The sequence below is a fragment of the Tardiphaga robiniae genome (genome assembly GCF_001618955.1).
Taxonomy (GTDB): Bacteria; Pseudomonadota; Alphaproteobacteria; order Rhizobiales; family Xanthobacteraceae; genus Tardiphaga; species Tardiphaga robiniae_A.
Map to the genome: position 1 here is coordinate 152,497 of NZ_LVYV01000045.1, position 19,357 is coordinate 171,853.

Consider the following 19,357-nt stretch of genomic DNA (forward strand, 5'->3'; position numbering starts at 1 on the left):
CACCCGAGACAAGACTTTAAGACATATGGCCAAGGCACAGAAATCAAACGCGAAAGCTGATCTTTTCGGCAGCGCCAACGCACCAAAATCGGCTGCAGCGCCGAATGCGTCCACCCGCTCCGCCAATGCCGAAGACGGCTATACGGCCGCCGATATCGAGGTCCTCGAAGGCCTCGAGCCGGTGCGACGTCGCCCGGGCATGTATATCGGCGGCACCGACGAAAAGGCGCTGCATCACCTGTTCGCCGAAGTGATCGACAACTCGATGGACGAGGCGCTGGCCGGCCACGCGACCTTCATCGAGGTGGAACTCACCGCCGACGGCTTCCTCTCGGTGTCGGACAACGGCCGCGGCATCCCGGTCGATCCGCATCCGAAGCATCCAAAGAAGTCCGCCCTCGAAGTCATCATGTGCACACTGCATGCCGGCGGCAAATTCGACTCCAAGGTCTATGAGACCTCGGGTGGTCTGCACGGCGTCGGCGTCTCCGTGGTCAACGCTCTCTCCTCGCTGCTTGAGGTCGAGGTCGCGCGTAACCAGCAGCTCTACAAGATGACGTTCGCCCGCGGCATTCCCCAAGGCAAGCTTGAGGATCTCGGCAAGGTTCATAACCGCCGCGGCACCCGCGTGCGCTTCAAGCCGGATACCGACATCTTCGGCGCCAAGGCAGCCTTCAAGCCGCAGCGTCTGTTCAAGATGGCGCGCTCCAAGGCCTATCTGTTTGGCGGCGTGAAGATCCGCTGGAAGTGCGATCCGGAACTGCTCAAGGGCCTCGAAGACACTCCGGCCGAGGACGAATTCCACTTCCCCGGCGGCCTCAAGGACTATCTCGCCGCGGCGATCCATGCCGATACGCTGGTCCATCCGGAGATCTTCTCCGGCAAGTCCGGCCGCAACGGCGCCCATGGCGCCTGCGAATGGGCTGTGGCCTGGACCGCGGATGCCGACGGCTTCATGTCGTCCTACACCAACACGGTTCCAACGCCAGACGGCGGCACCCATGAAGCCGGCATGCGCAGCGCCATGCTGCGCGGGTTGAAGGACCACGCCGAACGCGTCGGCCAGGGCAAGCGCTCCGGCACCATCACTTCGGAAGACGTGATGGTCGGCGCCGCCGTGATGCTCTCGGTGTTCGTGCGCGAGCCGGAATTCCAGGGCCAGACCAAGGATCGTCTCGCCACCGCCGAAGCCCAGAAGATCGTCGAACAGGCCATCAAGGACCCGTTCGATCACTGGCTGTCCGGCAATCCGGTGCAGGCCAACAAGCTGCTTGAATTCGTGCTGGAACGCGCCGACGAGCGTCTGCGCCGCCGCGCCGAGAAGGAAACCTCGCGCAAGACCGCGGTGAAGAAGCTGCGCCTGCCCGGCAAGCTCGCCGACTGCACCAATACCGCGACCGAAGGCTCGGAACTGTTCATCGTCGAGGGCGACTCGGCAGGCGGCAGCGCCAAACAGGCGCGCGATCGCAAGACCCAGGCCATCCTGCCGCTGCGCGGCAAGATCCTCAACGTCGCCTCGGCGACCAAGGAAAAGCTGACGGCCAACGCGCAGATATCAGACCTCATGCAGGCAATCGGCGCTGGCACCGGCGCGCATTACCGCGAAGAAGACCTGCGCTATTCGCGCATCATCATCATGACCGACGCCGATGTCGACGGCGCCCACATCGCGTCACTGCTGATCACGTTCTTCTACCGGCAGATGCCAAAGATGATCGATGAAGGACATCTCTATCTCGCGGTCCCGCCGCTCTATCGCCTCACCCATGGCAGCAAGACCGTCTATGCACGCGACGACGCACACAAGGATGCGTTGCTGAAGAGCGAATTCAACGCCAATGCCAAGGTCGATGTCGGCCGCTTCAAAGGCCTCGGCGAAATGATGCCGGCGCAGCTGAAGGAAACCACCATGGACCCGGCGCGCCGGACCTTGCTGCGCGTACAGCTGCTGCCGGAAGACCGCGACGGCACTGCTGACTCCGTTGAGCGCCTGATGGGCACCAAGGCCGAAGCGCGATTTGCCTTCATCTCGGACAAGGCCGAGTTCGCCAACGAGGAATTGCTGGACGTCTAAAAGCTCGTTTCTCGGATGCGCTTTACGCTCCGGTATCCGCCGAAGTCGAGCGCCAGGCGATTGGTGCCGAGTTTGCGAGCGTCGAGCTCACGCTTCAGCAATCATCCGGCGCGTGCCGGGAGCGATCTTTTGTTCCCTGCGTAGTCACCGTCCCTCGCGGCCCGGCGTGCGCACGCCGGCGATCAGGATATCGACGAGCCGCTTCGCGCTGGCTTCCCAGTTCGGGCCGGCGCTGACATTGGCCACGCCAGCCAGCGCACGCAACATATCGAGCGGATCGAGATCAAGGCGGATGTCGCCATCGGCAACGGCGCGGTCGACCAGCATGGCCATCGCAGTTTTGATCTGCGTACCAGCATCCGCATAGAGGTCCGACGTACCGCCGACGATCGAGCCCAGCACACCCGCCATCAATTGCTTCGTTGCGATGTGATCGACGAAGATTCGCATCCAGGCGCGCAAGGCCTCCACCGGGGGATGCGTGGCCGCAAGTTCCGCGGCAGCCTCAGCAAGTCGTTGTGTCTCGTTGCGGTAGACCGCCTCGACCAGCGCGTCGCGGGTCGGGAAGTGGCGATAGAGCGTCCCGATCCCAACGCCCGCGAGCCGCGCGATCTCCTCGAGGCTGGCGGCCTCCCCCTTTTCAGCGAACGTCACCTTTGCCGTTTCCAGCAGCCGTTGCCGGTTGCGCTGCGCATCGATCCGAGGTCCGCGAACGGCTTTCGGTTTGGCCTCCCGTGCCATTTGCGGTCACCCCTTGATAAACGGAGGAAGCCTCCGTATTTAACCGGAGACAGCCTCCACTTATACCCCCAAAGTGCCGTTCGACAAAGCTCGATCGGCTCGGAGGCGCGTCGCGCCCAACACAAGGAGCTATCATGGCTGGACCTTTCAGTGCCACTTCCACCACCGACGACGTGCTCGCTGGCGTCGACCTCCGCGGCAAGCGTATTCTGGTCACCGGCGTCTCGGCCGGGCTCGGCGTTGAGACGGCGCGCAGTCTGACCGCCCGGGGCGCGCAGGTGGTCGGAGCCGCCCGCGATCTCGCCAAGGCGGAAGCGGCGACCGCGCAAGTGCGCGCCGATGCCGCTGGCGGCGGTGGCCTCGAACTGATCGCACTCGATCTCGGTTCGCTGGCAAGCGTCCGTGCCTGCGCCGATGCGCTGGTCGCGGCGGGCCGTCCGTTCGACCTGGTGATCGCCAATGCAGGCGTGATGGCACCGCCGTTCGGCCTCACCGCGGACGGCTTCGAGACCCAGTTCGGCACGAACCATCTCGGTCACTTCGTATTGGTCAACCGTATCGCGTCACTGCTGTCGCCCACCGCGCGGCTGGTCAACGTCGCCTCGTCCGGCCATCGCTTCGCCGACGTCGATCTCGAAGATCCCAACTTCACCAAGGGGTCCTATGAGCCGTTCATCGGCTATGGCCGCTCGAAGACCGCCAACATCCTGTTCGCCGTCGAGTTCGACCGGCGGCACCGGGCGCGTGGCGTGCGTGCCACCGCGCTGCATCCCGGCGGCATCAAGACAGAACTCGGCCGCCATATGGGCGAGGCGACGATCGATGCCATGATTGACGGCATCAATGCCGAACTCGCCACCGAGGGCAAACCGCTGTTTCAATGGAAGACCATTCCGCAGGGCGCTGCGACTTCCGTGTGGGCTGGCGTGGTCGCCAGTGCCGACGAGGTCGGCGGCCGCTATTGCGAGAACTGCCACGTCTCGGAAATCACCGAGGGGCTGATCAGCCCGATAAGCGAAGGCGTGCGCGCCTACGCGCTCGATGCCGAACGCGCCAAGGCGCTATGGGCCAAGAGCGAGGAAATGGTTGGCGAGCACTTCTGATCGCACCTATCGAAATGAAACTGCGGTGACGAGCCAAACAGTTGGCTCGTCACCGCCACACCGGGCGCCTGAAACTCTCGGCTCCGCTCACCGTATCTCCCCCATGCGCGCGCCATTGCTCACCCTCGGCATCCTCGCTTTCCTGATCGGCACGCTCTGGATCGGCCAGGGCACCGGCCTCGTGAACTGGCCGAAATCCAGTTTCATGATCAGCCAGATGCAGTGGGCCTATTACGGCGCGGCTCTCGCCGCGCTCGGCGTCGGCCTGATGGGACTGGCGCTCGCAAGGCGCTGACGCCCCTCTTCCATCTTCCCGCCAGTCTTGCGATGATCCGTCCCAGACGCGCCGTAGAACGCGTCGGACATAACGCAATGCGGGACGGACACCTTTGACCAGCAATCTCTTCGACCTCACCGGCAGGGTCGCCATCGTCACCGGCGGCAACACCGGAATTGGCCTCGGTATGGCGCGTGGGCTCGCGAATGCCGGTGCCACCCTCGCGATCGCCGATCGCAACAGCGATAATGCCGCTCAGGCAAAAGCCGAACTCGAGAAGTTCGGACATTCCGTACTCGCGCTGACGACTGACGTCACCGACACCAAGTCTGTCGCACAGATGGTCGTCGCGACATTGGGCGCGTTCGGCCGCATCGATATCCTCGTCAACAATGCCGGCATCAGCATCTCCGCGCCGATCGAAGAAATGGCACTGGCCGACTGGCAGAAGGTCATCGACGTCAACATGACCGCGCCTTTCATCTGCGCGCAGGCTGTCTACCCGGCGATGAAAGCCGCAGGCCGCGGCAAGATCATCAATATCGCCTCGGTGTTGGCCACGCTCGGCGCCGGCGGCGCGGCGAACTACGCATCAAGCAAAGGTGGCATCCTGCAATTCACCCGCGCGCTGGCGACGGCATGGGCTGCGGACAACATCCAGTCCAACGCGATCCTGCCGGGCTGGATCGATACCGATCTGACCAAGCGCGCCAAAGAAATCCGACCCGAACTGCATGACCGCATTATCGGGCGCGTACCGGCGCAGCGCTGGGGCACGCCCAATGATCTTGCGGGCGCGGCTGTGTTTCTGGCCAGCGCGGCTTCGGATTTCGTGAACGGAGCCGCCCTCACCGTCGATGGCGGCTTTTCGATTCAAGGCTGATGCAATGAGGACAAAACCATGACTGCAGGACTGTTCGACCTCTCCGGCAAAGTGGCCGTCGTCACCGGCGGCAATGGCGGCATCGGGCTCGGCATGGCGCGCGGCCTCGCGCAGGCTGGCGCGACCATCGCCGTGGTCGGGCGCAACCAGACCAAGTCCGAGGACGCCGTTGCGGAATTAACCAAAAGTGGCGCCAAAGCCGTCGCGATTGCGGCCGATGTCACCGACAAGACCGCTGTCGATGGAATGATCACACGCGTGCTGAAAGAACTCGGCCGCATCGATATCCTCGTCAACAATGCCGGCATCAATATCCGCAAGCCGCCGCATGAGATCGCGCTCGATGAATGGGACAGTGTGATCAAGACCAATCTCACCAGCGCCTTCGTCTGTTCGCAAGCGGCGCATCCGGCGATGAAGGCCGCGGGCGGTGGCAAGATCATCAATATCGGCTCGATGCTGTCGATCTTCGGCGCGTCTTTCGCGCCGGCCTATGCCGCCAGCAAAGGCGGCATCGTGCAGTTCACCCGCTCCTGCGCCGTCGCCTGGGCGCCTCACAATATTCAATGCAACGCCGTTCTGCCCGGCTGGATCGATACCGAACTGACACAGAATGCACGCCGTGAAGTCGACGGCCTGCATGACAAGGTACTGGCACGAACGCCCGCCGGCCGCTGGGGCGCATCGGGTGATTTCGCGGGCATTGCGGTGTTCCTGTCATCGCGCGCTTCGGACTTCGTCACCGGCACAGCGATCCCCGTGGACGGAGGCTTCTCGGTGCAGGGATAGTCTGTCCTAGGCTTCCGGCGACTGCACGTGCTCCGGTCGTACACCAACAGCCAGGAAGCGCGCGGTTAATCCCTGCAGCGGTGGAAACGCACTGACCAGTCGCATGATCAGCGGCGGCGTCAGCGGCTCGCCGCCCTCGGCCAGTGCGCGGCTGATGATGTTGTTCTGCATCACGACCTGCATGCCTTGTGTTACGCGCATCGGGAATTCGCGGCGGCGACGCACCGCGCCGAGGTCGTCCTCGGTCACCGATCCCTTCGCCAGCTTCGCCGCCAGCAGGTTGGCAGTCGCGACGGCGTCCTGCACCGCGATGTTCACACCGACGCCGCCGACCGGTGACATCGCGTGTGCGGCGTCGCCAATGCACAACAGCCCCGGCCGGGTCCAGCGCTTCAGCCGATTGATCGCGACGGTCAGTAGCTTGACGTCGTCCCAGCTTTGCAGGTCCCCGATATGCGCGCTCAGGATCGGCGCCAACCGCGATGCCTCGGCGCGAAAAGCTTCAAGTCCACGCGCCTTGATCTCTTCATAGTGCCCCTTCGCGATCACATAGGCGCACTGCCAGTAGTCGCCGCGGTCGATGGTCACCATCATCTTGCCGGGCTCGAGCCGCGCGAACACACTTTCGGTCTCCGGGCCCTTGGCAACGCGAAACCACAAGATATCCATCGGCGCACCGATATCTTCGACCTCCAGCTTTGCCGCCGGTCGCACGATCGAATGCCGGCCATCGCAGGCCACGGTCAGATCGGCATGGATCTCGACCGGCCCCTGCTCCGTGATGGCCTTGACGCCGACCACCTGCTCGCCCGACCAGATGAGATCGGTCGCCTCGGTGTTCATCATCACCTTGAGATGCGGATAGCGCTGCGCTTTGTCGCGCAGGAAATTGAGGAAATCCCACTGCGGCATGAAGGCGATAAACGGATATTTCGCGCTGGTGCGGCTGATATCCGCAATGCGCAGCTTATGCGTTCCGAAGAAGCCATCCATCTTCTGGATACGATCGTGCTTGATCTTCAGGAAGTCGTCGATCAGGCCAAGCTCGTCCATCACCTGCAGCGTCGATGGATGCACGGTGTCGCCGCGGAAATCGCGGAAGAAGTCGGCGTGTTTCTCGATAACGATCGTATCGACGCCGGCGCGGCCGAGCAGATAGCCGAGCATCATTCCGGCAGGGCCGCCTCCAACGATGCAGCAGCGCGCGGTCAGCGAGTTCTCATTCGCGCCTGCAGCCATTCGCTTCTCCTCAAGCTCCAAATTACAACTTGAGCGAGACTGCGGGTTTCCGTCAACGGAAAACGCAGCGGCTCTAGACTGCGGGGATCGGCGTGCTCTGGAAAGCCAGCAACTGCCAGCCAGCATCCTGCTTGATCCATACCACCGTCGTCTGGCCGTTCAGCTTTCTCAAGGCCCCGGCAATGACCACCTCACCGGTCATGCGGCCCGTCACCAGTGCCGCGTCACCCGCGAGCCGGATGTCCTGATCAAGGAATGCGAGTTCGCGATAGTCGAAATGCCGTTGGCCAAGCTTGTCGAGATACTCTGCCTTGTTGTCGGTCGCCGCATTGGAATGCGTGTAAACCATCTGCTCGGCGAACAGCTTGTCCAGCGTCGCGACATCTGCTGCGAGCATCGCGACGCGGCGGCGTTCTTCGAGCTCTTTGATGTCCTGCGCAGTCTTGGCGTCGCGGGTCGTGTCAGTCATATTCATCGATTTCCCGAACGTCGGAAGCTCTTGGTTTCGGAGATGCTGCCGTCCCGGAACGTCAATTCGACCGACACGAACTTCGTCGAGGCCGGGATTTTGATGTAGGTCTCGGCGTCCGATGGCGTCGCAATGGGATCGCGCAGATCGCAGGGCGGGAGTTTCAGCAGCTTGTCCGGCACGGCACTATCGATTCCGACGCGGGCTTCACGAATGGCACAGCGATACGACATCAGGTGCGTATAGTACATCAGGGGCGTGTTGTAGCCGCCGAAAGCAAGCCAGCTCCCCGCCGTCATGTCGAGAATCTTGCGCTGATCGCGAACCAGCGCAGCCTCCGGATCGAAGCGGATCGGAAACGGCCCCTGCATCTCGCCGTTCGCGTCGACATAACGCAGATAGATCGTCGCCGCCGCCGCATCAGCATCGAGCTGGATCGCCGGATTCGGCATCCGCTTGCGCGTACGCGGATCGAGTGTGTCCATGAAGCCGGTCTCGCGGAAGCTACCCGCCTCGCCCATCCGCCAGGAGATTCCCAGCGTCGGATCGGCGATCGAGAACATCACGGTCCAGCCGCCGTTGTGGCGCGAGAAGCTGGCGATCGGTGCATTCACCGCATCGTTGGCCGGCGGCAGTTGCAGAACGTTGACAGGCGGTAGCGCAGCGAGCTGCTGCAGCGGTTCGGCCGGCCGAGCATCGGCCTGCTTGAGCGCCACACCATTGAGAAAGACGTCATCGACCATCTGGTCGAAATACACCGGCACCTGGCGGTGTTTCACGGTCTCTGCCATCTCGCTGACAGTCCGCCGGGTGCGCTGCGCGACCTGCACGAGGTTCAGCGATGGCTCCTGCAACTCCCTGATGAATGCGCGCGTAAAAACCGAGTTCGGGTCGGTGTCGTTGTTCGACAAACGATCCAGCGCGGTCTGCCGCGGCCCGGCCGAGAAGATCGAAAACACGCCTTCCGGGAGCGTCGTCATCGGGGCGAGGCCACCGCTGCCGGCCACAGCGCGGGTGCCAGCGCGCTCGAACGGATTGTTGCGACAGGCATCGAACACCAGAATCGATGTCCGCGCGCCGCGCATCTGCAGCCGCGTTACAATCCGGTCGGCGAGAATCGCTGAGTCGCGCACCAGCTCTTCCTGCCCTTCCGTGGCGGCAGGGACATCCGTCGGCAGCAGGAAATTCTGGCCGGCGATCTCGAAGCCGTGGCCTGCAAAAAAGAAAAAGGCCGTGTCGCCTTTTTCAATCGTCGAATCGAAAGCGAGCAACGACTGACTGAAGGCCTGCCGGGTCTGGTTCTCGGCGACCATGACGCTGAAGCCGAGATTCTTCAGTGCGTCCCCTATGCTGCGGGCGTCATTCACGGCCTTCTGCAGCTTCGGCACATTGCGATAGTCGTTATTGCCGATTACCAGCGCCACGCGTTTTGCAGCAAAAGCCGGCGCTGTCGAAAGTGCCGCCGCTGCCAGCGTTGCCAGCAGAATCAAAAGCCGTCGCATTGTTCTACCCCCGCCCCGCCAGCACATGTATCCGTGTGGTGGCTCGACCGCGTCATTGTCTGCCTTGGTCGAGGCAGAACTGCGGCCGGTTCAAACCGAGGTCTAGCCGTTACCACCCATTATTGTCCTGCCTGCTCAGGCAGATCATCTGCCCGCCGATTGCAGCCCCGCTGCCACATTTTCCGCCTTAATCTCCGCTAGCCCGAGCCCCAATCAGAGTCAGGAGATCGTCGTGAAATCACTCGTCCTCGCAGCCGCGCTGCTGCTTCCCACCATGGCACTCGCGCAGGATGCGGCCCCCGCCACTGCGGCGAAGCCCCCGGCTGCCGCCGCCAAACCGAAGCGCGCCCCGGTAGCCGCTAAGCCTGCACAGACCACCCCGGAAGCGCTGGATATCACCCAGATCATCGGGATCCGCCAGGTCGATCCGGCGACGTATGAGGTCGATGCCCGTCTACAGAGCGGCAGCGAGGTGCATCTGCGCATGAATGCTTTCGTGATGCAGAATCTCGGGATGCAGCTGGGCACTTACGGCAAATAATCAGCTTGCGGTATCCCTCTCACGCGCGCCGGAATAAGTCGGCTTCCGGACGCCTTGGCGTGCGCCCTCGATCAGGGGTGATGAGGTACCACACGTCGCGAAGTCCTGTGGATAAGGGTTACGCGGCAAATCATCGACATGATTGCCCTGACATGTGCTATGTGACAATTCATGAGGTCCGGAGCCAATCCGGGGAGCAATTGCTAAGATCGGCTCCTGCTACAGGCAACCAACATCAGGAAGCACGCCTGAGGAACTTTGCGTTCCTCCGTAGTTCGGCGATCCGAGGATGGGATTTTTAGACTGTAAGATTTCAGGCAGTTTTAATCACCCGCCCGAAGCCTGCTACGACTGGATACCTGACGACCAATGGCAAAGAAGATGATTACGCCCGGGCACGAGTTGCTGCTTCGGGTCAACCAGGCTTTCCTCGATCACGGCTATGCCGGTCTATCGATGGTCGGTCTCGCCAGAGAATGCGGCTTCACACAGCGCGCGCTCTATTACTATTTCAGCAATAAGGAAGAAGCATTTCGTGCGAGCGTCGCCCATCGCAACGAGGTTGCGATCTCGCAGGCGCTTGAGGCCGGCCAGAAGATCCGGGAAAGCGGCGGCAGCGCACTCGACATCTTTGCGACGATCATCGACCTGAGATACGGCGAGACGCGCCGGATGCTGACGTTCTCGCCGCACACTGTCGAACTCAATGCGGAGGCCTTTCGGCGCTGCCGCGATCTCATGATCGAGTCCGCCATCACCTTCCAGGCCGAGCTGGAAAAGCTGATCATCGATTTCCACTACAGCAAGCTGCTGATCCTGACCGGCCGTTTCACAGCCGCACAGATCGCGCAGGCGCTGGCCGACGGCGGACGGGCTGTCAATCAGGCACTCCCTCCGATCGCAGCGAATGACTTCTCGGCACGCTATCGCCAGACCTGCGAGATGATCCTGTATGGCTGCGCGGCGACGCCGACGCAGATTTAAGACGCTGCGGTTCGCCGCCACATACCCTCCTCTCGACTCATCGTGTTGCATCGACATATGGTCCGCGTGGGCTGCGGATGACGCGCATCGCGTTGCCGCCATGGGCTGTGGGGCTTTCACATGACCGACCAGATGCAAGCGCATAGTGCGCCGGCGAATTCTGCTGCGCTGACGGTCGCAGCGCGCCTCGACCGACTGCCGGTTTCCCCGCTTCATCTCGGGATTTTTGCGCTCTGTGCCTTCGGCCTGTTCGCTGACATTGCCGAAGTGGCGCTCAGCAACGCCTTTTCCGGCATCTTCCTCGCACCGCCCTACAGCATCTCGCGCGGCGAGCTCTCGCTGTTATTGGCATCGGTCTTTGCCGGCGGCGCCGTTGGTGCGCCTGTGTTCGGCTGGATTGCGGATCGCTATGGCCGCCAGATCGCGCTGCAGAGCGCGCTTGCCGTCCTGGCGCTAAGTTCGCTGGCCGTCGCCGCCAGTCGCGATTTGGCAACCATGACGGCCTTCCGCTTCATCTCCGGCCTCGCCATCGGCGGCTATCCGCCTTTGACATCGGCCTATCTGTCAGACCTGCTGCCGCCCCGGCGCCGCGGCCTCTTGATGATGCTGTGCGGCGCGCTCGCCTTTCTCGGCGCACCGGCGATCATCCTGATGATCCGCTGGCTGACGCCCATCGCGCCATGGGGCATCGAAGGCTGGCGCTGGGCTTTGATCTTCGGCAGCGCGTGCTCGACCCTGACAGCCCTGCTGTTCTTCCTGGTGCCGGAATCGCCGCGCTGGCTCGCATCGGTCGGACGCAATGCCGAGGCTGATGCCGCGTGCCGCCGCTTCGAGGCGTCTGCTCGCCATCCATCGCCTCTGGTGACCTCCGCTCCTGAAACCGTAGCTGCGGGATCCAGCGGTTTCCGGGCACTCGCCCGCGACCGGACAAGCCTGCGTCGCACGGCGCTCCTCGCCGCGCTCTACGTGCTGGGACCTTGGGCCACGATCGGCTTCCCGCTACTCAGCGCCGCGGTGATGGTGCAGAAGGGATTCCATGTCAGCGAGTCCCTACTGTTCGCGGGACTCACAATGTTCGGCCCATCGATCGGCATCGCTGCCGCGTCCGCCTTCGTCGATCGCATCCCGCGGCGCCTCGCTCTGATCGCCTGTGCCGCGGTGATGATCGTAACCGGCCTCACTTTCGCTGTCAGCACGGTACTGACACCGCTCATCGTTACCGGCATCGTGTTCAATCTCGCCAGCGCGGTCTACAGCGCCGTGCTTAGTCTCTATGCGGTCGAATTGCTGCCGACGCATCTGCGGGCATCGGCAACGGCGGGCGCATGGGGCCTCGGCCGCGTCGTATCGGCGCTGGTACCGATCGCGCTGCTGCCGCTGCTCGGCAGCCACGGTGCGATTGCGATGTTCACGGTCATCTCGACGGCGCTGTTGCTGAGCGCGGCGCTGATCGGCATTGCCGGTCCGCCCGGCCGCGAGCGCAGACCGGTCGACTAGATATCCCCCGGGACCTCCGCGCGCGGTGCCGCGGGAGACCGTCAAAACGAGCTTTTATGGCCATTTCCGCGAAAACATTAAGCTTTTTGGGGTGTTCCAAGGTGTGGCGGATTGACTTTGGCCGATTCCGGCCTATGTTCCGGCTCGACGCGGCCCGGTATCGAAACGCGATATCTTGAGTAAGCCGCCTGTCAGCGCCCAGCGTCTCCGTGCATGTTTGCGTGCCGCTCCGGGGATAAGCGCTGCAGTATTTCCCGAGAATCCAAGCGGCGGTTTCGACCTGAGGCGTGATTCCGAACGGTGATCATCCGGATACCGGATCAGATCATGCCCCCATACAGAGGCTCAATGTCCTTCTCCAATCTCGGCTTGTCCGACAAGGTTCTCGCCGCCGTTGCGGCCACCGGTTACACCACCCCGACCCCCATTCAGGAACAGGCGATTCCTCATGTGCTGGCGCGCAAAGACGTGCTCGGCATCGCCCAGACCGGCACCGGCAAAACCGCTGCCTTCGTTCTCCCGATGATGACCATGCTGGAAAAGGGCCGAGCCCGCGCCCGCATGCCCCGCACGCTCATTCTCGAACCGACCCGCGAACTGGCCGCACAGGTCAAAGAGCAGTTCGACAAATACGGCGTCGGCCAGAAGCTCAACGTGGCGCTACTGATCGGCGGAGTCTCGTTCGGTGATCAGGACAGCAAACTCACCCGCGGCGTCGACGTGTTGATCGCCACGCCGGGGCGCCTGCTCGACCATACCGAACGCGGCGGACTGCTTCTCACCGGCGTCGAATTGCTGGTCATCGACGAAGCCGACCGCATGCTGGACATGGGCTTCATCCCCGACATCGAACGCATCTGCAAGCTGGTGCCGTTCACCCGTCAGACGCTCTTTTTTACGGCGACCATGCCCGCCGAAATCCGCCGTATCACCGAGACCTTCCTGCATAATCCGGTGAAGATCGAAGTCTCCAAGCCCGCCTCCACCGCCGTCACCGTGACCCAGTCGCAAGTGGCCGTCGGCCGCGAGCCGCACGAGAAGCGCGAAGTGCTCCGGGCCCTTCTCCGCGAAGCCACCGACCTCAAGAATGCGATCATCTTCTGCAACCGCAAGCGTGAAGTCGCGCTGCTCGCCAAGTCGCTTCAGAAGCACGGCTTCAGTGTCGGCGCCCTGCATGGCGACATGGAGCAGTCGGCTCGCACGGCCGCGCTGGACCAGTTCCGCAAGGGCGAGCTGCCGATCCTGGTGGCTTCCGATGTCGCGGCCCGCGGCCTTGATATTCCCGCCGTCAGCCACGTCTATAATTTCGACGTACCGCATCATTCTGACGACTACGTGCACCGCATCGGCCGTACCGGCCGCGCCGGCCGCACCGGCTCCGCGATCTCGCTGGTGTGCCCGTCCGACCAGAAGTCCATGCTGGCGATCGAAAAACTGATCGGCCAGTCGATCCCCAAGGTCGAAACCGCCATAGCGATCTCCGAGCCTGTCGAAGGCGAAACCGCTGAGGCGCCGCGCCAGTCGCGCAACCGCACCGGCAACCGCGAAGCCAATGCCGAACATCCGCGCGGCAGCCGCGACGGTCATCGCAAAGATCAGCCCCGTGAAGGTGGACGGGATCGCAAGCCGCGCCGTGAGCGTGGCCCGCGCAGTGAAGGTGGTCGTTCGGAAGGCGGCGAGCGCAGCCCGCAGCCGCAACCCGCGGAAGCCGCCTTCGCAGCACCGGTGGCCGCCGCTCCGCAGCCGCAGCGTCCGCCCTCGATCGGCCGTGCCGAAGCCCCGCGCCCACGCCGCGAAGACAACGAGCCGGCGGATCATTCGCACCTGCCGGCCTTCCTGTTGCGCCCGGTCCGGGCACGCGCATAGGTAGTATCGCGCCAGGAACGTTTACTTGCCGTTCACTCTCGTCCCCTAATCTGAATGCGATATTTTTAACGAATTTGCATTTCAGAGGACCGCGTATACCCGCTGTCCACGAGGGCACAGAACGTGACCGGCATCCTGGACGAACAAGAGCGGACTTTGGCCTTTGCCGAAGTCGCGCTGGGCCAAATCCGATCGCTGCGCCAGACGGCGATTCCGCGTAACTATGAGATCTGGTACGTCTACGCGACGGGCTACAATTCGGCGCTCAACAAGGTCATCAATGAGACTCTGGCACGCAATGGCCGCCTGACCGAAGCCGACCTCGACCAGATCCACGACACTTATCTCTCACAGATTCGCACCACTGATCGCATCGATCAGGTCGGCGCCCGCGTCATCGGCGAGATCGACGACGTGATGACGCTGATCACCGATGCGCTCGGCATGACGACGAACTTCAATGCCAGCCTCGATGGTGCCAGCAAGGATTTGTCGCGCGCGCGCGATCCTGCTGCAGTGAAAGCCGTGATCGAGAGTCTCGTCAAATCCACCCGTGAAGTACACGACACGAACAAGGCGCTGGAAGAGCGGCTACTGTCCTCGAAGAGCGAGGTCTACACGCTGCAACAGAGCCTTGAGGCGATCCGCGCCGAGAGCCTGACCGATCCCCTCACCGCGCTCGGCAACCGCAAATATTTCGACCGTGCGCTGATGGCGGCAATCGATACCGCGGTGAAACGCGGCGAGCCGTTGTCGCTCCTGATGCTCGACATCGATCACTTCAAGTCCTTCAACGACAATTACGGCCATCTCACCGGCGACCAGGTGCTGCGTCTTGTCGGCCAGTCGCTGAAGCAGACCATCAAGGGCCAGGATATCACCGCGCGCTATGGCGGCGAGGAATTCGGCGTGGTGTTGCCGAACACGCCGCTGCGTCAGGCGCTCACCGTTGCCGATCACATCCGCCGCGCCGTGATGTCAAAGGAGCTGAAGAAAAAATCGACTGGCGAGATCCTGGGACGCGTTACGGTTTCCGTCGGCGTCTCGATGCTACAGATCGGCGACGATATGGAATCGCTCATCGGCCGTGCCGATGCCTGTCTCTATGCCGCGAAGCGCAACGGCCGCAACCGCGTGATCTGCGAAGTCGATCCGGAATATTCGGCGGAGCTGCAGTTTCAGGTGGCGTGATGCCCCACACTCTGTCCTCATGGTGGGGAGCGCATCTCGAACCATGAGCTGGCGCGCCCGCGCCTGTGGCTGAGCCTTCGAGACACCGCGCAAGCGCGCGGCTCCTCAGGATGAGGACTTGCGCTTCTTTGCGGCTTTACTCACTGTCTTGCTGGCGACCTTCTTGACCGCAACCTTCTTCACGACCTTCACGGTCGTCGCTTTCTTCGCCGTCCGCTTCTTGCTTGCCTTCGCCAGCGATGCACGGATCGCTGCGGCATGGGCGACCCTCGCCCATTCGGTGACTTCATCGGGATCGTCATAGAGCCGCTCCGGCAGTTGCCAGTAAGATCCGATCATCCGCAGCTTGCCGCGCATCTCATATTGAAAACACTGCGAGCCCTCGCTTTCGAAGCGCGGGATCGAGTTCTCATCGGCACGCAGATAGACCGCGCCGCGCAGCACCAGCGCGAAGTTGATGCCATCGGCGGAAATGCCGAAGCCGGAAAACATCCGGCGGATCGTCACCGGGCCAAAGCCGGCGAAAAGTTCGGAGAGAAATTCGCGGTCCATGGACGAAGTGTAGGATGGTCGCGAACCGGGTCAACACGGAAGCGGCTTGCACACCGACCTCTCCCCACGTCATGGCCGGGCTTGACCCGGCCATCCAACTTCGCTCCGTGCAACACCAAAAGATGGATGCCCGGGTCGTCTAGGCGAAGCCGCGCTTCGCGCTTTGCCCGGGCACGACAGCGTTTTAAATTGAGAGATCGAAGGCTAACGCCCTCAGCCGTCGATCTTCGCCGGCGTCAGTTGCACGGACTCGCCGCAGCCGCAGGCCGAGATCTGGTTCGGGTTGTTGAACACGAACTGGGCTTGCATGCGGTCGGTCTTGTAATCCATCTCGGTGCCGAGCAGGAACAACACGGCCTTGGGATCGACCAGGATCTTGACGCCCTTATCCTCGACGATTTCGTCGGTCGGCTTGATGTCGTGGGCATATTCGACAGTGTAGGACTGGCCGGCACAGCCGCCGTTCTTGATACCGACGCGCAGGCCGACGATTTCGGAATCGGCGCGCTGGGTCAGATCCCGGATCCGCGTTGCGGCAGCCTCGGTCAGGCGCATCACCTGCGGACGGGGGCGCGGCTTCGGCTTGGCAGCCGGTATGGTCGGGTTCGGTATCATCTCAGTCATGTGTTCAGTCCCTTCGGCGGTTCAAGGCCGCCATCGGCGTATTCAGCAAACCAGACGCAACCATCACCACATATTCAGAACGAGACGAGCCTCGTCGGTCATCCGATCCGGTGTCCAGGTCGGCTCCCAGACGATCTCGACCTTGACCAGACCGACGCCGGGTACGCTGGCCACGGCGTTCTCCACCATGGTCGGAAGCTCTTCGGCCGCCGGACAGTTCGGCGTCGTCAGCGTCATCTCGACCTGGACGGAGCGATCGTCCTTGATGTCCACCTTGTAAATCAGGCCGAGCTCGTAGATATCCGCGGGGATTTCCGGGTCGAACACGGTCTTCAATGCAGCGACGATCTCGGTGCCCAGGCGTTCGGTTTCGGCGGGATCGAGCGCCGAAGTGGTCTGTATGTGAGCGGGCTTCTCAGCCTCGGGGGTGGCGTCCGGCGTTTTGGCTTCTGCAATGTCACTCATGCAAACAACTCCCGTGCCTTGATCAGCGCCTGTGCGAGGTGGTCGACCTCCTCGCGGGTATTATACATTCCGAATGATGCACGGCACGTGGCCGTGACATTGAATCGCTCCAGAAGCGGCATCACGCAGTGGGTTCCCGCGCGGACAGCGACGCCCTGCCGGTCGATCACGGTCGCCACGTCATGGGCGTGAGCGCCTTTCAGTTCGAACGAAATCACCGGGCCCTTGTTCTTGGCAGTGCCGATGATACGCAGCGAATTGATCTCGCGCAGCCGGTCCTGTGCATAGGCCAACAGGTCGTGCTCATGGGCGGCAATCCGCTCCTTGCCGATCGAATTGACGTAATCGATGGCAGCGCCGAGGCCGATGGCCTCGACGATGGCCGGCGTGCCGGCCTCGAACTTGTGCGGCGGATCGCCATAGGTGACCCACTCCTTAGCCACTTCGCGGATCATCTCGCCGCCGCCGGCATAGGGCCGCATCGCGACCAGGCGGTCATATTTGCCATACAGCACGCCGATGCCGGTCGGTCCGTACAGCTTGTGGCCGGTGAAGATGTAGAAGTCGGCGTCGATGTCCTGCACGTCAACCGGCATGTGCACGGCGGCCTGGCTACCATCCACCACGACAGGAATGCCGCGCGCATGCGCGAGCTTCACCACGTCCTTGACCGGAACCAGCGTGCCCAGCGCATTGGACATCTGGGTGATGGCAACGATCTTGGTGCGGTCGGTCAGCAGTTTCTCGAACTCGTCGATCAGGAAGTTGCCTTCGTCATCGACCGGTGCCCACTTGATGACGGCGCCCTGGCGCTCGCGCAGGAAGTGCCACGGCACGATGTTGGAATGGTGCTCCATGATCGAGAGCACGATTTCATCGCCGGCCTTGATGTTCTCGCCACCCCATGCTGCCGCGACGGCATTCAGCGCATCGGTGGCATTGCGGGTGAAGATGATTTCCTCGGGGCGCCTGGCGTTGAGGAAATGCTGCACCTTGATGCGCGCGCCCTCATAGGCCTCGGTCGCCGCATTGGCGAGGTAATGCAGCCCGCGATGCACATTGGCATATTCGGACTTGTAAGCCTCGGTCATGCGATCCAGCACGGCATACGGCTTCTGAGCCGATGCCGCGTTGTCGAGATAGACCAGCGGCTTGCCATAGACCTTCATCTCGAGCGCCGGAAAATCCTCGCGGACGCGAGCGACGTCGTATGACCCGTTCGAGACCGCGGGATGCAATTTCATGCGCGCGACTCCAACCAGCGCTCCGCAGCCGATATCGCGACGTCGCGCAGATCGTCATTCACGATCGACTCCAGCGCTTCACCAACGAATGCCTGGATCAGCAGCGCCTGTGCCGCCTTCTCCGGCAGGCCGCGAGCCCGCAGATAGAACAGCAAGCTGTCATCCAGCGCGCCGATGGTCGCGCCGTGGCCGCACTGCACGTCGTCAGCGAAGATCTCGAGCTCGGGCTTGTTGTCGATCTCGGCCTCGTCGGACAGCAGCAGCGCCCGCGACATCATCTTGCCGTCGGTCTTCTGCGCGATCTGATGGACGTTGATGCGGCCCTGGAACACCGAATGCGCGCGATCATCAAGCACGGCGCGGAACAGCTCACGGCTGAAGCAATTCGGCGCCGCATGATCGATCACGAAGGTGCAGTCGCCATGCTGCTTGTCGCGCAGCAGGTGGACGCTGTTGGTCGACAGCTCCGAATCCACGCCAGCCATCGTGATGAAGCTCTGATAGCGGCTGACACCACCGCCGGTAGTGAGGCTGAAGGTGTTGAACTTGGTGCGCGCACCGACCGTGACGATAGCCGTTGCGATATTCGCGGCATCGCCGGCATCTTCCATCACGCGCACATGTTGCAGATCGGAATCGTCGCCGATCCAGATCACCACGGCATCATGGGCCTGATACGCCTTCGCGGCCTCTGTTGCCACGAAGCTCTCCACCAGCGTCACACGCGCACGATTACCGATGCGCACCAGCGACCGCGTAAATGCGGCCACGCTCGGGCGCGTTGCGACATGAACGACGTGCAGCGGCCTGGCCGGAGCGGCATCGTCCGCGATATCGATCAGCATGCCATCGGTCGCAAAGGCGGCATTCAGCGCGATCATCGGATCGACAATACGCGAGCGCAGCAGGTCGGCGCGCGTCGCGCTGGTCGCGTCATCGAGCATGGCGCTGAGCGCATGCACCGTGACGCCGCCGCCCGATGTCAGATCGGAAAGGCCTGCCGCGAACACGCCGTCCACGATAACCAGCTTCTGCGTATCGCCCGTGCCAAGCCCCTCGACCAGTCTGGCGGCCTGGGCCAGCGCGGGCTGATCAGGCGCCGGCGCAAGCGGCGCCACGTCGCGCAGCAGATTGCGCAGGTCGGTATATTTCCATTCTTCGATGCGCCGGGTCGGCAAACCCGTGCGCGCGAAATCGTCGAACGCCTGCTGGCGCGTTTCGGCCACCGTGCCGACGCCCGGCAGTCGGCCCCGTGCGGCGGCGAATGTGCCGTCCAGCGCCGCGCCCGTTGTCGTCTTTGCGAGAGCTACATTCAT

At 62.8% G+C, this 19,357-nt stretch carries 19 protein-coding genes; 10 read left to right on the forward strand and 9 right to left on the reverse strand.

What is annotated here, in order from left to right:
* Positions 1-25: 25 nt before the first annotated feature.
* Positions 26-2,074: a DNA topoisomerase IV subunit B gene (gene parE, locus A4A58_RS23250; protein WP_068736595.1), complete on the forward strand. Its 2,049-nt coding sequence runs from the start codon at positions 26-28 to the stop codon at positions 2,072-2,074.
* Between the two features lie 144 nt (positions 2,075-2,218).
* Here parE and A4A58_RS23255 read toward each other — a convergent pair whose 3' ends face one another.
* The gene (locus tag A4A58_RS23255) at positions 2,219-2,815 is read right to left on the reverse strand and encodes a TetR/AcrR family transcriptional regulator (RefSeq protein WP_068736596.1); all 597 of its coding nucleotides are present in this window, start codon (positions 2,813-2,815) and stop codon (positions 2,219-2,221) included.
* A gap of 134 nt (positions 2,816-2,949) precedes the next feature.
* Between A4A58_RS23255 and A4A58_RS23260 the strand changes: the two genes are divergently transcribed.
* From A4A58_RS23260 to A4A58_RS23275, 4 genes are all read left to right on the forward strand, one after another.
* Positions 2,950-3,918, forward strand: a complete 969-nt coding sequence (locus A4A58_RS23260) for an SDR family NAD(P)-dependent oxidoreductase (protein WP_068736597.1) — start codon at positions 2,950-2,952, stop codon at positions 3,916-3,918.
* A 103-nt stretch (positions 3,919-4,021) separates the two neighbouring features.
* Positions 4,022-4,213, forward strand: a complete 192-nt coding sequence (locus A4A58_RS23265; RefSeq protein WP_068736598.1) for a hypothetical protein — start codon at positions 4,022-4,024, stop codon at positions 4,211-4,213.
* Positions 4,214-4,307: 94 nt separating this feature from the next.
* Entirely contained in the window at positions 4,308-5,078 is a 771-nt protein-coding gene (locus A4A58_RS23270; protein WP_068736599.1) for an SDR family NAD(P)-dependent oxidoreductase, read from the forward strand.
* 18 nt (positions 5,079-5,096) lie between these two features.
* On the forward strand, positions 5,097-5,867 hold the full coding sequence (locus A4A58_RS23275; RefSeq protein WP_068736600.1) for an SDR family NAD(P)-dependent oxidoreductase: 771 nt from the start codon (positions 5,097-5,099) through the stop codon (positions 5,865-5,867).
* 6 nt (positions 5,868-5,873) lie between these two features.
* Here A4A58_RS23275 and A4A58_RS23280 read toward each other — a convergent pair whose 3' ends face one another.
* From A4A58_RS23280 to A4A58_RS23290, 3 genes are all read right to left on the reverse strand, one after another.
* Positions 5,874-7,106, reverse strand: coding sequence for an FAD-dependent oxidoreductase (locus A4A58_RS23280; protein WP_081422015.1), 1,233 nt, complete (start codon positions 7,104-7,106; stop codon positions 5,874-5,876).
* 73 nt (positions 7,107-7,179) lie between these two features.
* On the reverse strand, positions 7,180-7,575 hold the full coding sequence (locus A4A58_RS23285; protein WP_158005732.1) for a nuclear transport factor 2 family protein: 396 nt from the start codon (positions 7,573-7,575) through the stop codon (positions 7,180-7,182).
* A gap of 2 nt (positions 7,576-7,577) precedes the next feature.
* Positions 7,578-9,077 (reverse strand): caspase family protein, encoded by a 1,500-nt coding sequence (locus A4A58_RS23290; protein WP_068736603.1) that lies wholly within the window; start codon positions 9,075-9,077, stop codon positions 7,578-7,580.
* A 232-nt stretch (positions 9,078-9,309) separates the two neighbouring features.
* Here A4A58_RS23290 and A4A58_RS23295 point away from each other — a divergent pair, with 232 nt between their 5' ends.
* From A4A58_RS23295 to A4A58_RS23315, 5 genes are all read left to right on the forward strand, one after another.
* A complete protein-coding gene (locus A4A58_RS23295) occupies positions 9,310-9,618 on the forward strand; it encodes a hypothetical protein (RefSeq protein WP_068736605.1) in 309 nt (102 codons plus the stop codon).
* A 369-nt stretch (positions 9,619-9,987) separates the two neighbouring features.
* Positions 9,988-10,602, forward strand: a complete 615-nt coding sequence (locus A4A58_RS23300; protein WP_081422016.1) for a TetR/AcrR family transcriptional regulator — start codon at positions 9,988-9,990, stop codon at positions 10,600-10,602.
* Positions 10,603-10,722: 120 nt separating this feature from the next.
* Complete coding sequence (locus A4A58_RS23305; protein WP_068736608.1) at positions 10,723-12,099, forward strand: MFS transporter; 1,377 nt, start codon at positions 10,723-10,725, stop codon at positions 12,097-12,099.
* Positions 12,100-12,447: 348 nt separating this feature from the next.
* Positions 12,448-13,965 carry a DEAD/DEAH box helicase gene (locus A4A58_RS23310; RefSeq protein WP_068736611.1) on the forward strand — a complete coding sequence of 506 codons (1,518 nt, stop codon included), beginning with the start codon at positions 12,448-12,450 and terminating at the stop codon, positions 13,963-13,965.
* A gap of 123 nt (positions 13,966-14,088) precedes the next feature.
* Complete coding sequence (locus tag A4A58_RS23315; RefSeq protein WP_068736613.1) at positions 14,089-15,156, forward strand: GGDEF domain-containing protein; 1,068 nt, start codon at positions 14,089-14,091, stop codon at positions 15,154-15,156.
* Positions 15,157-15,261: 105 nt separating this feature from the next.
* On the opposite strand, the gene A4A58_RS23320 is transcribed toward A4A58_RS23315, so the two are convergent.
* The 5 genes from A4A58_RS23320 to sufD form a co-directional block, all read right to left on the reverse strand.
* Entirely contained in the window at positions 15,262-15,708 is a 447-nt protein-coding gene (locus A4A58_RS23320) for a TfoX/Sxy family protein (protein ID WP_068736615.1), read from the reverse strand.
* A 213-nt stretch (positions 15,709-15,921) separates the two neighbouring features.
* Complete coding sequence (locus A4A58_RS23325; protein ID WP_086937128.1) at positions 15,922-16,332, reverse strand: HesB/IscA family protein; 411 nt, start codon at positions 16,330-16,332, stop codon at positions 15,922-15,924.
* A 63-nt stretch (positions 16,333-16,395) separates the two neighbouring features.
* Entirely contained in the window at positions 16,396-16,797 is a 402-nt protein-coding gene (locus A4A58_RS23330) for an SUF system Fe-S cluster assembly protein (protein WP_068736616.1), read from the reverse strand.
* Entirely contained in the window at positions 16,794-18,041 is a 1,248-nt protein-coding gene (locus A4A58_RS23335) for a cysteine desulfurase (protein ID WP_068736618.1), read from the reverse strand. Before A4A58_RS23335 ends, A4A58_RS23330 begins: the two co-directional genes overlap by 4 nt.
* Positions 18,038-19,357 carry a Fe-S cluster assembly protein SufD gene (gene sufD, locus A4A58_RS23340; RefSeq protein ID WP_068736620.1) on the reverse strand — a complete coding sequence of 440 codons (1,320 nt, stop codon included), beginning with the start codon at positions 19,355-19,357 and terminating at the stop codon, positions 18,038-18,040. Before sufD ends, A4A58_RS23335 begins: the two co-directional genes overlap by 4 nt.

What these genes read in the sequence shown, in the direction of transcription:
- A4A58_RS23330 (WP_068736616.1), bottom strand. Translation starts at nt 16,797, where the DNA reads ATGAGTGACATTGCAGAAGCCAAAACGCCGGACGCCACCCCCGAGGCT.
- A4A58_RS23290 (WP_068736603.1), bottom strand. Translation starts at nt 9,077, where the DNA reads ATGCGACGGCTTTTGATTCTGCTGGCAACGCTGGCAGCGGCGGCACTT.
- A4A58_RS23275 (WP_068736600.1), top strand. Translation starts at nt 5,097, where the DNA reads ATGACTGCAGGACTGTTCGACCTCTCCGGCAAAGTGGCCGTCGTCACC.
- parE (WP_068736595.1), top strand. Translation starts at nt 26, where the DNA reads ATGGCCAAGGCACAGAAATCAAACGCGAAAGCTGATCTTTTCGGCAGC.
- A4A58_RS23260 (WP_068736597.1), top strand. Translation starts at nt 2,950, where the DNA reads ATGGCTGGACCTTTCAGTGCCACTTCCACCACCGACGACGTGCTCGCT.
- A4A58_RS23305 (WP_068736608.1), top strand. Translation starts at nt 10,723, where the DNA reads ATGACCGACCAGATGCAAGCGCATAGTGCGCCGGCGAATTCTGCTGCG.
- A4A58_RS23320 (WP_068736615.1), bottom strand. Translation starts at nt 15,708, where the DNA reads ATGGACCGCGAATTTCTCTCCGAACTTTTCGCCGGCTTTGGCCCGGTG.
- A4A58_RS23265 (WP_068736598.1), top strand. Translation starts at nt 4,022, where the DNA reads ATGCGCGCGCCATTGCTCACCCTCGGCATCCTCGCTTTCCTGATCGGC.
- sufD (WP_068736620.1), bottom strand. Translation starts at nt 19,357, where the DNA reads ATGAATGTAGCTCTCGCAAAGACGACAACGGGCGCGGCGCTGGACGGC.
- A4A58_RS23255 (WP_068736596.1), bottom strand. Translation starts at nt 2,815, where the DNA reads ATGGCACGGGAGGCCAAACCGAAAGCCGTTCGCGGACCTCGGATCGAT.
- A4A58_RS23300 (WP_081422016.1), top strand. Translation starts at nt 9,988, where the DNA reads ATGGCAAAGAAGATGATTACGCCCGGGCACGAGTTGCTGCTTCGGGTC.
- A4A58_RS23335 (WP_068736618.1), bottom strand. Translation starts at nt 18,041, where the DNA reads ATGAAATTGCATCCCGCGGTCTCGAACGGGTCATACGACGTCGCTCGC.
- A4A58_RS23280 (WP_081422015.1), bottom strand. Translation starts at nt 7,106, where the DNA reads ATGGCTGCAGGCGCGAATGAGAACTCGCTGACCGCGCGCTGCTGCATC.
- A4A58_RS23325 (WP_086937128.1), bottom strand. Translation starts at nt 16,332, where the DNA reads ATGACTGAGATGATACCGAACCCGACCATACCGGCTGCCAAGCCGAAG.
- A4A58_RS23285 (WP_158005732.1), bottom strand. Translation starts at nt 7,575, where the DNA reads ATGACTGACACGACCCGCGACGCCAAGACTGCGCAGGACATCAAAGAG.
- A4A58_RS23310 (WP_068736611.1), top strand. Translation starts at nt 12,448, where the DNA reads ATGTCCTTCTCCAATCTCGGCTTGTCCGACAAGGTTCTCGCCGCCGTT.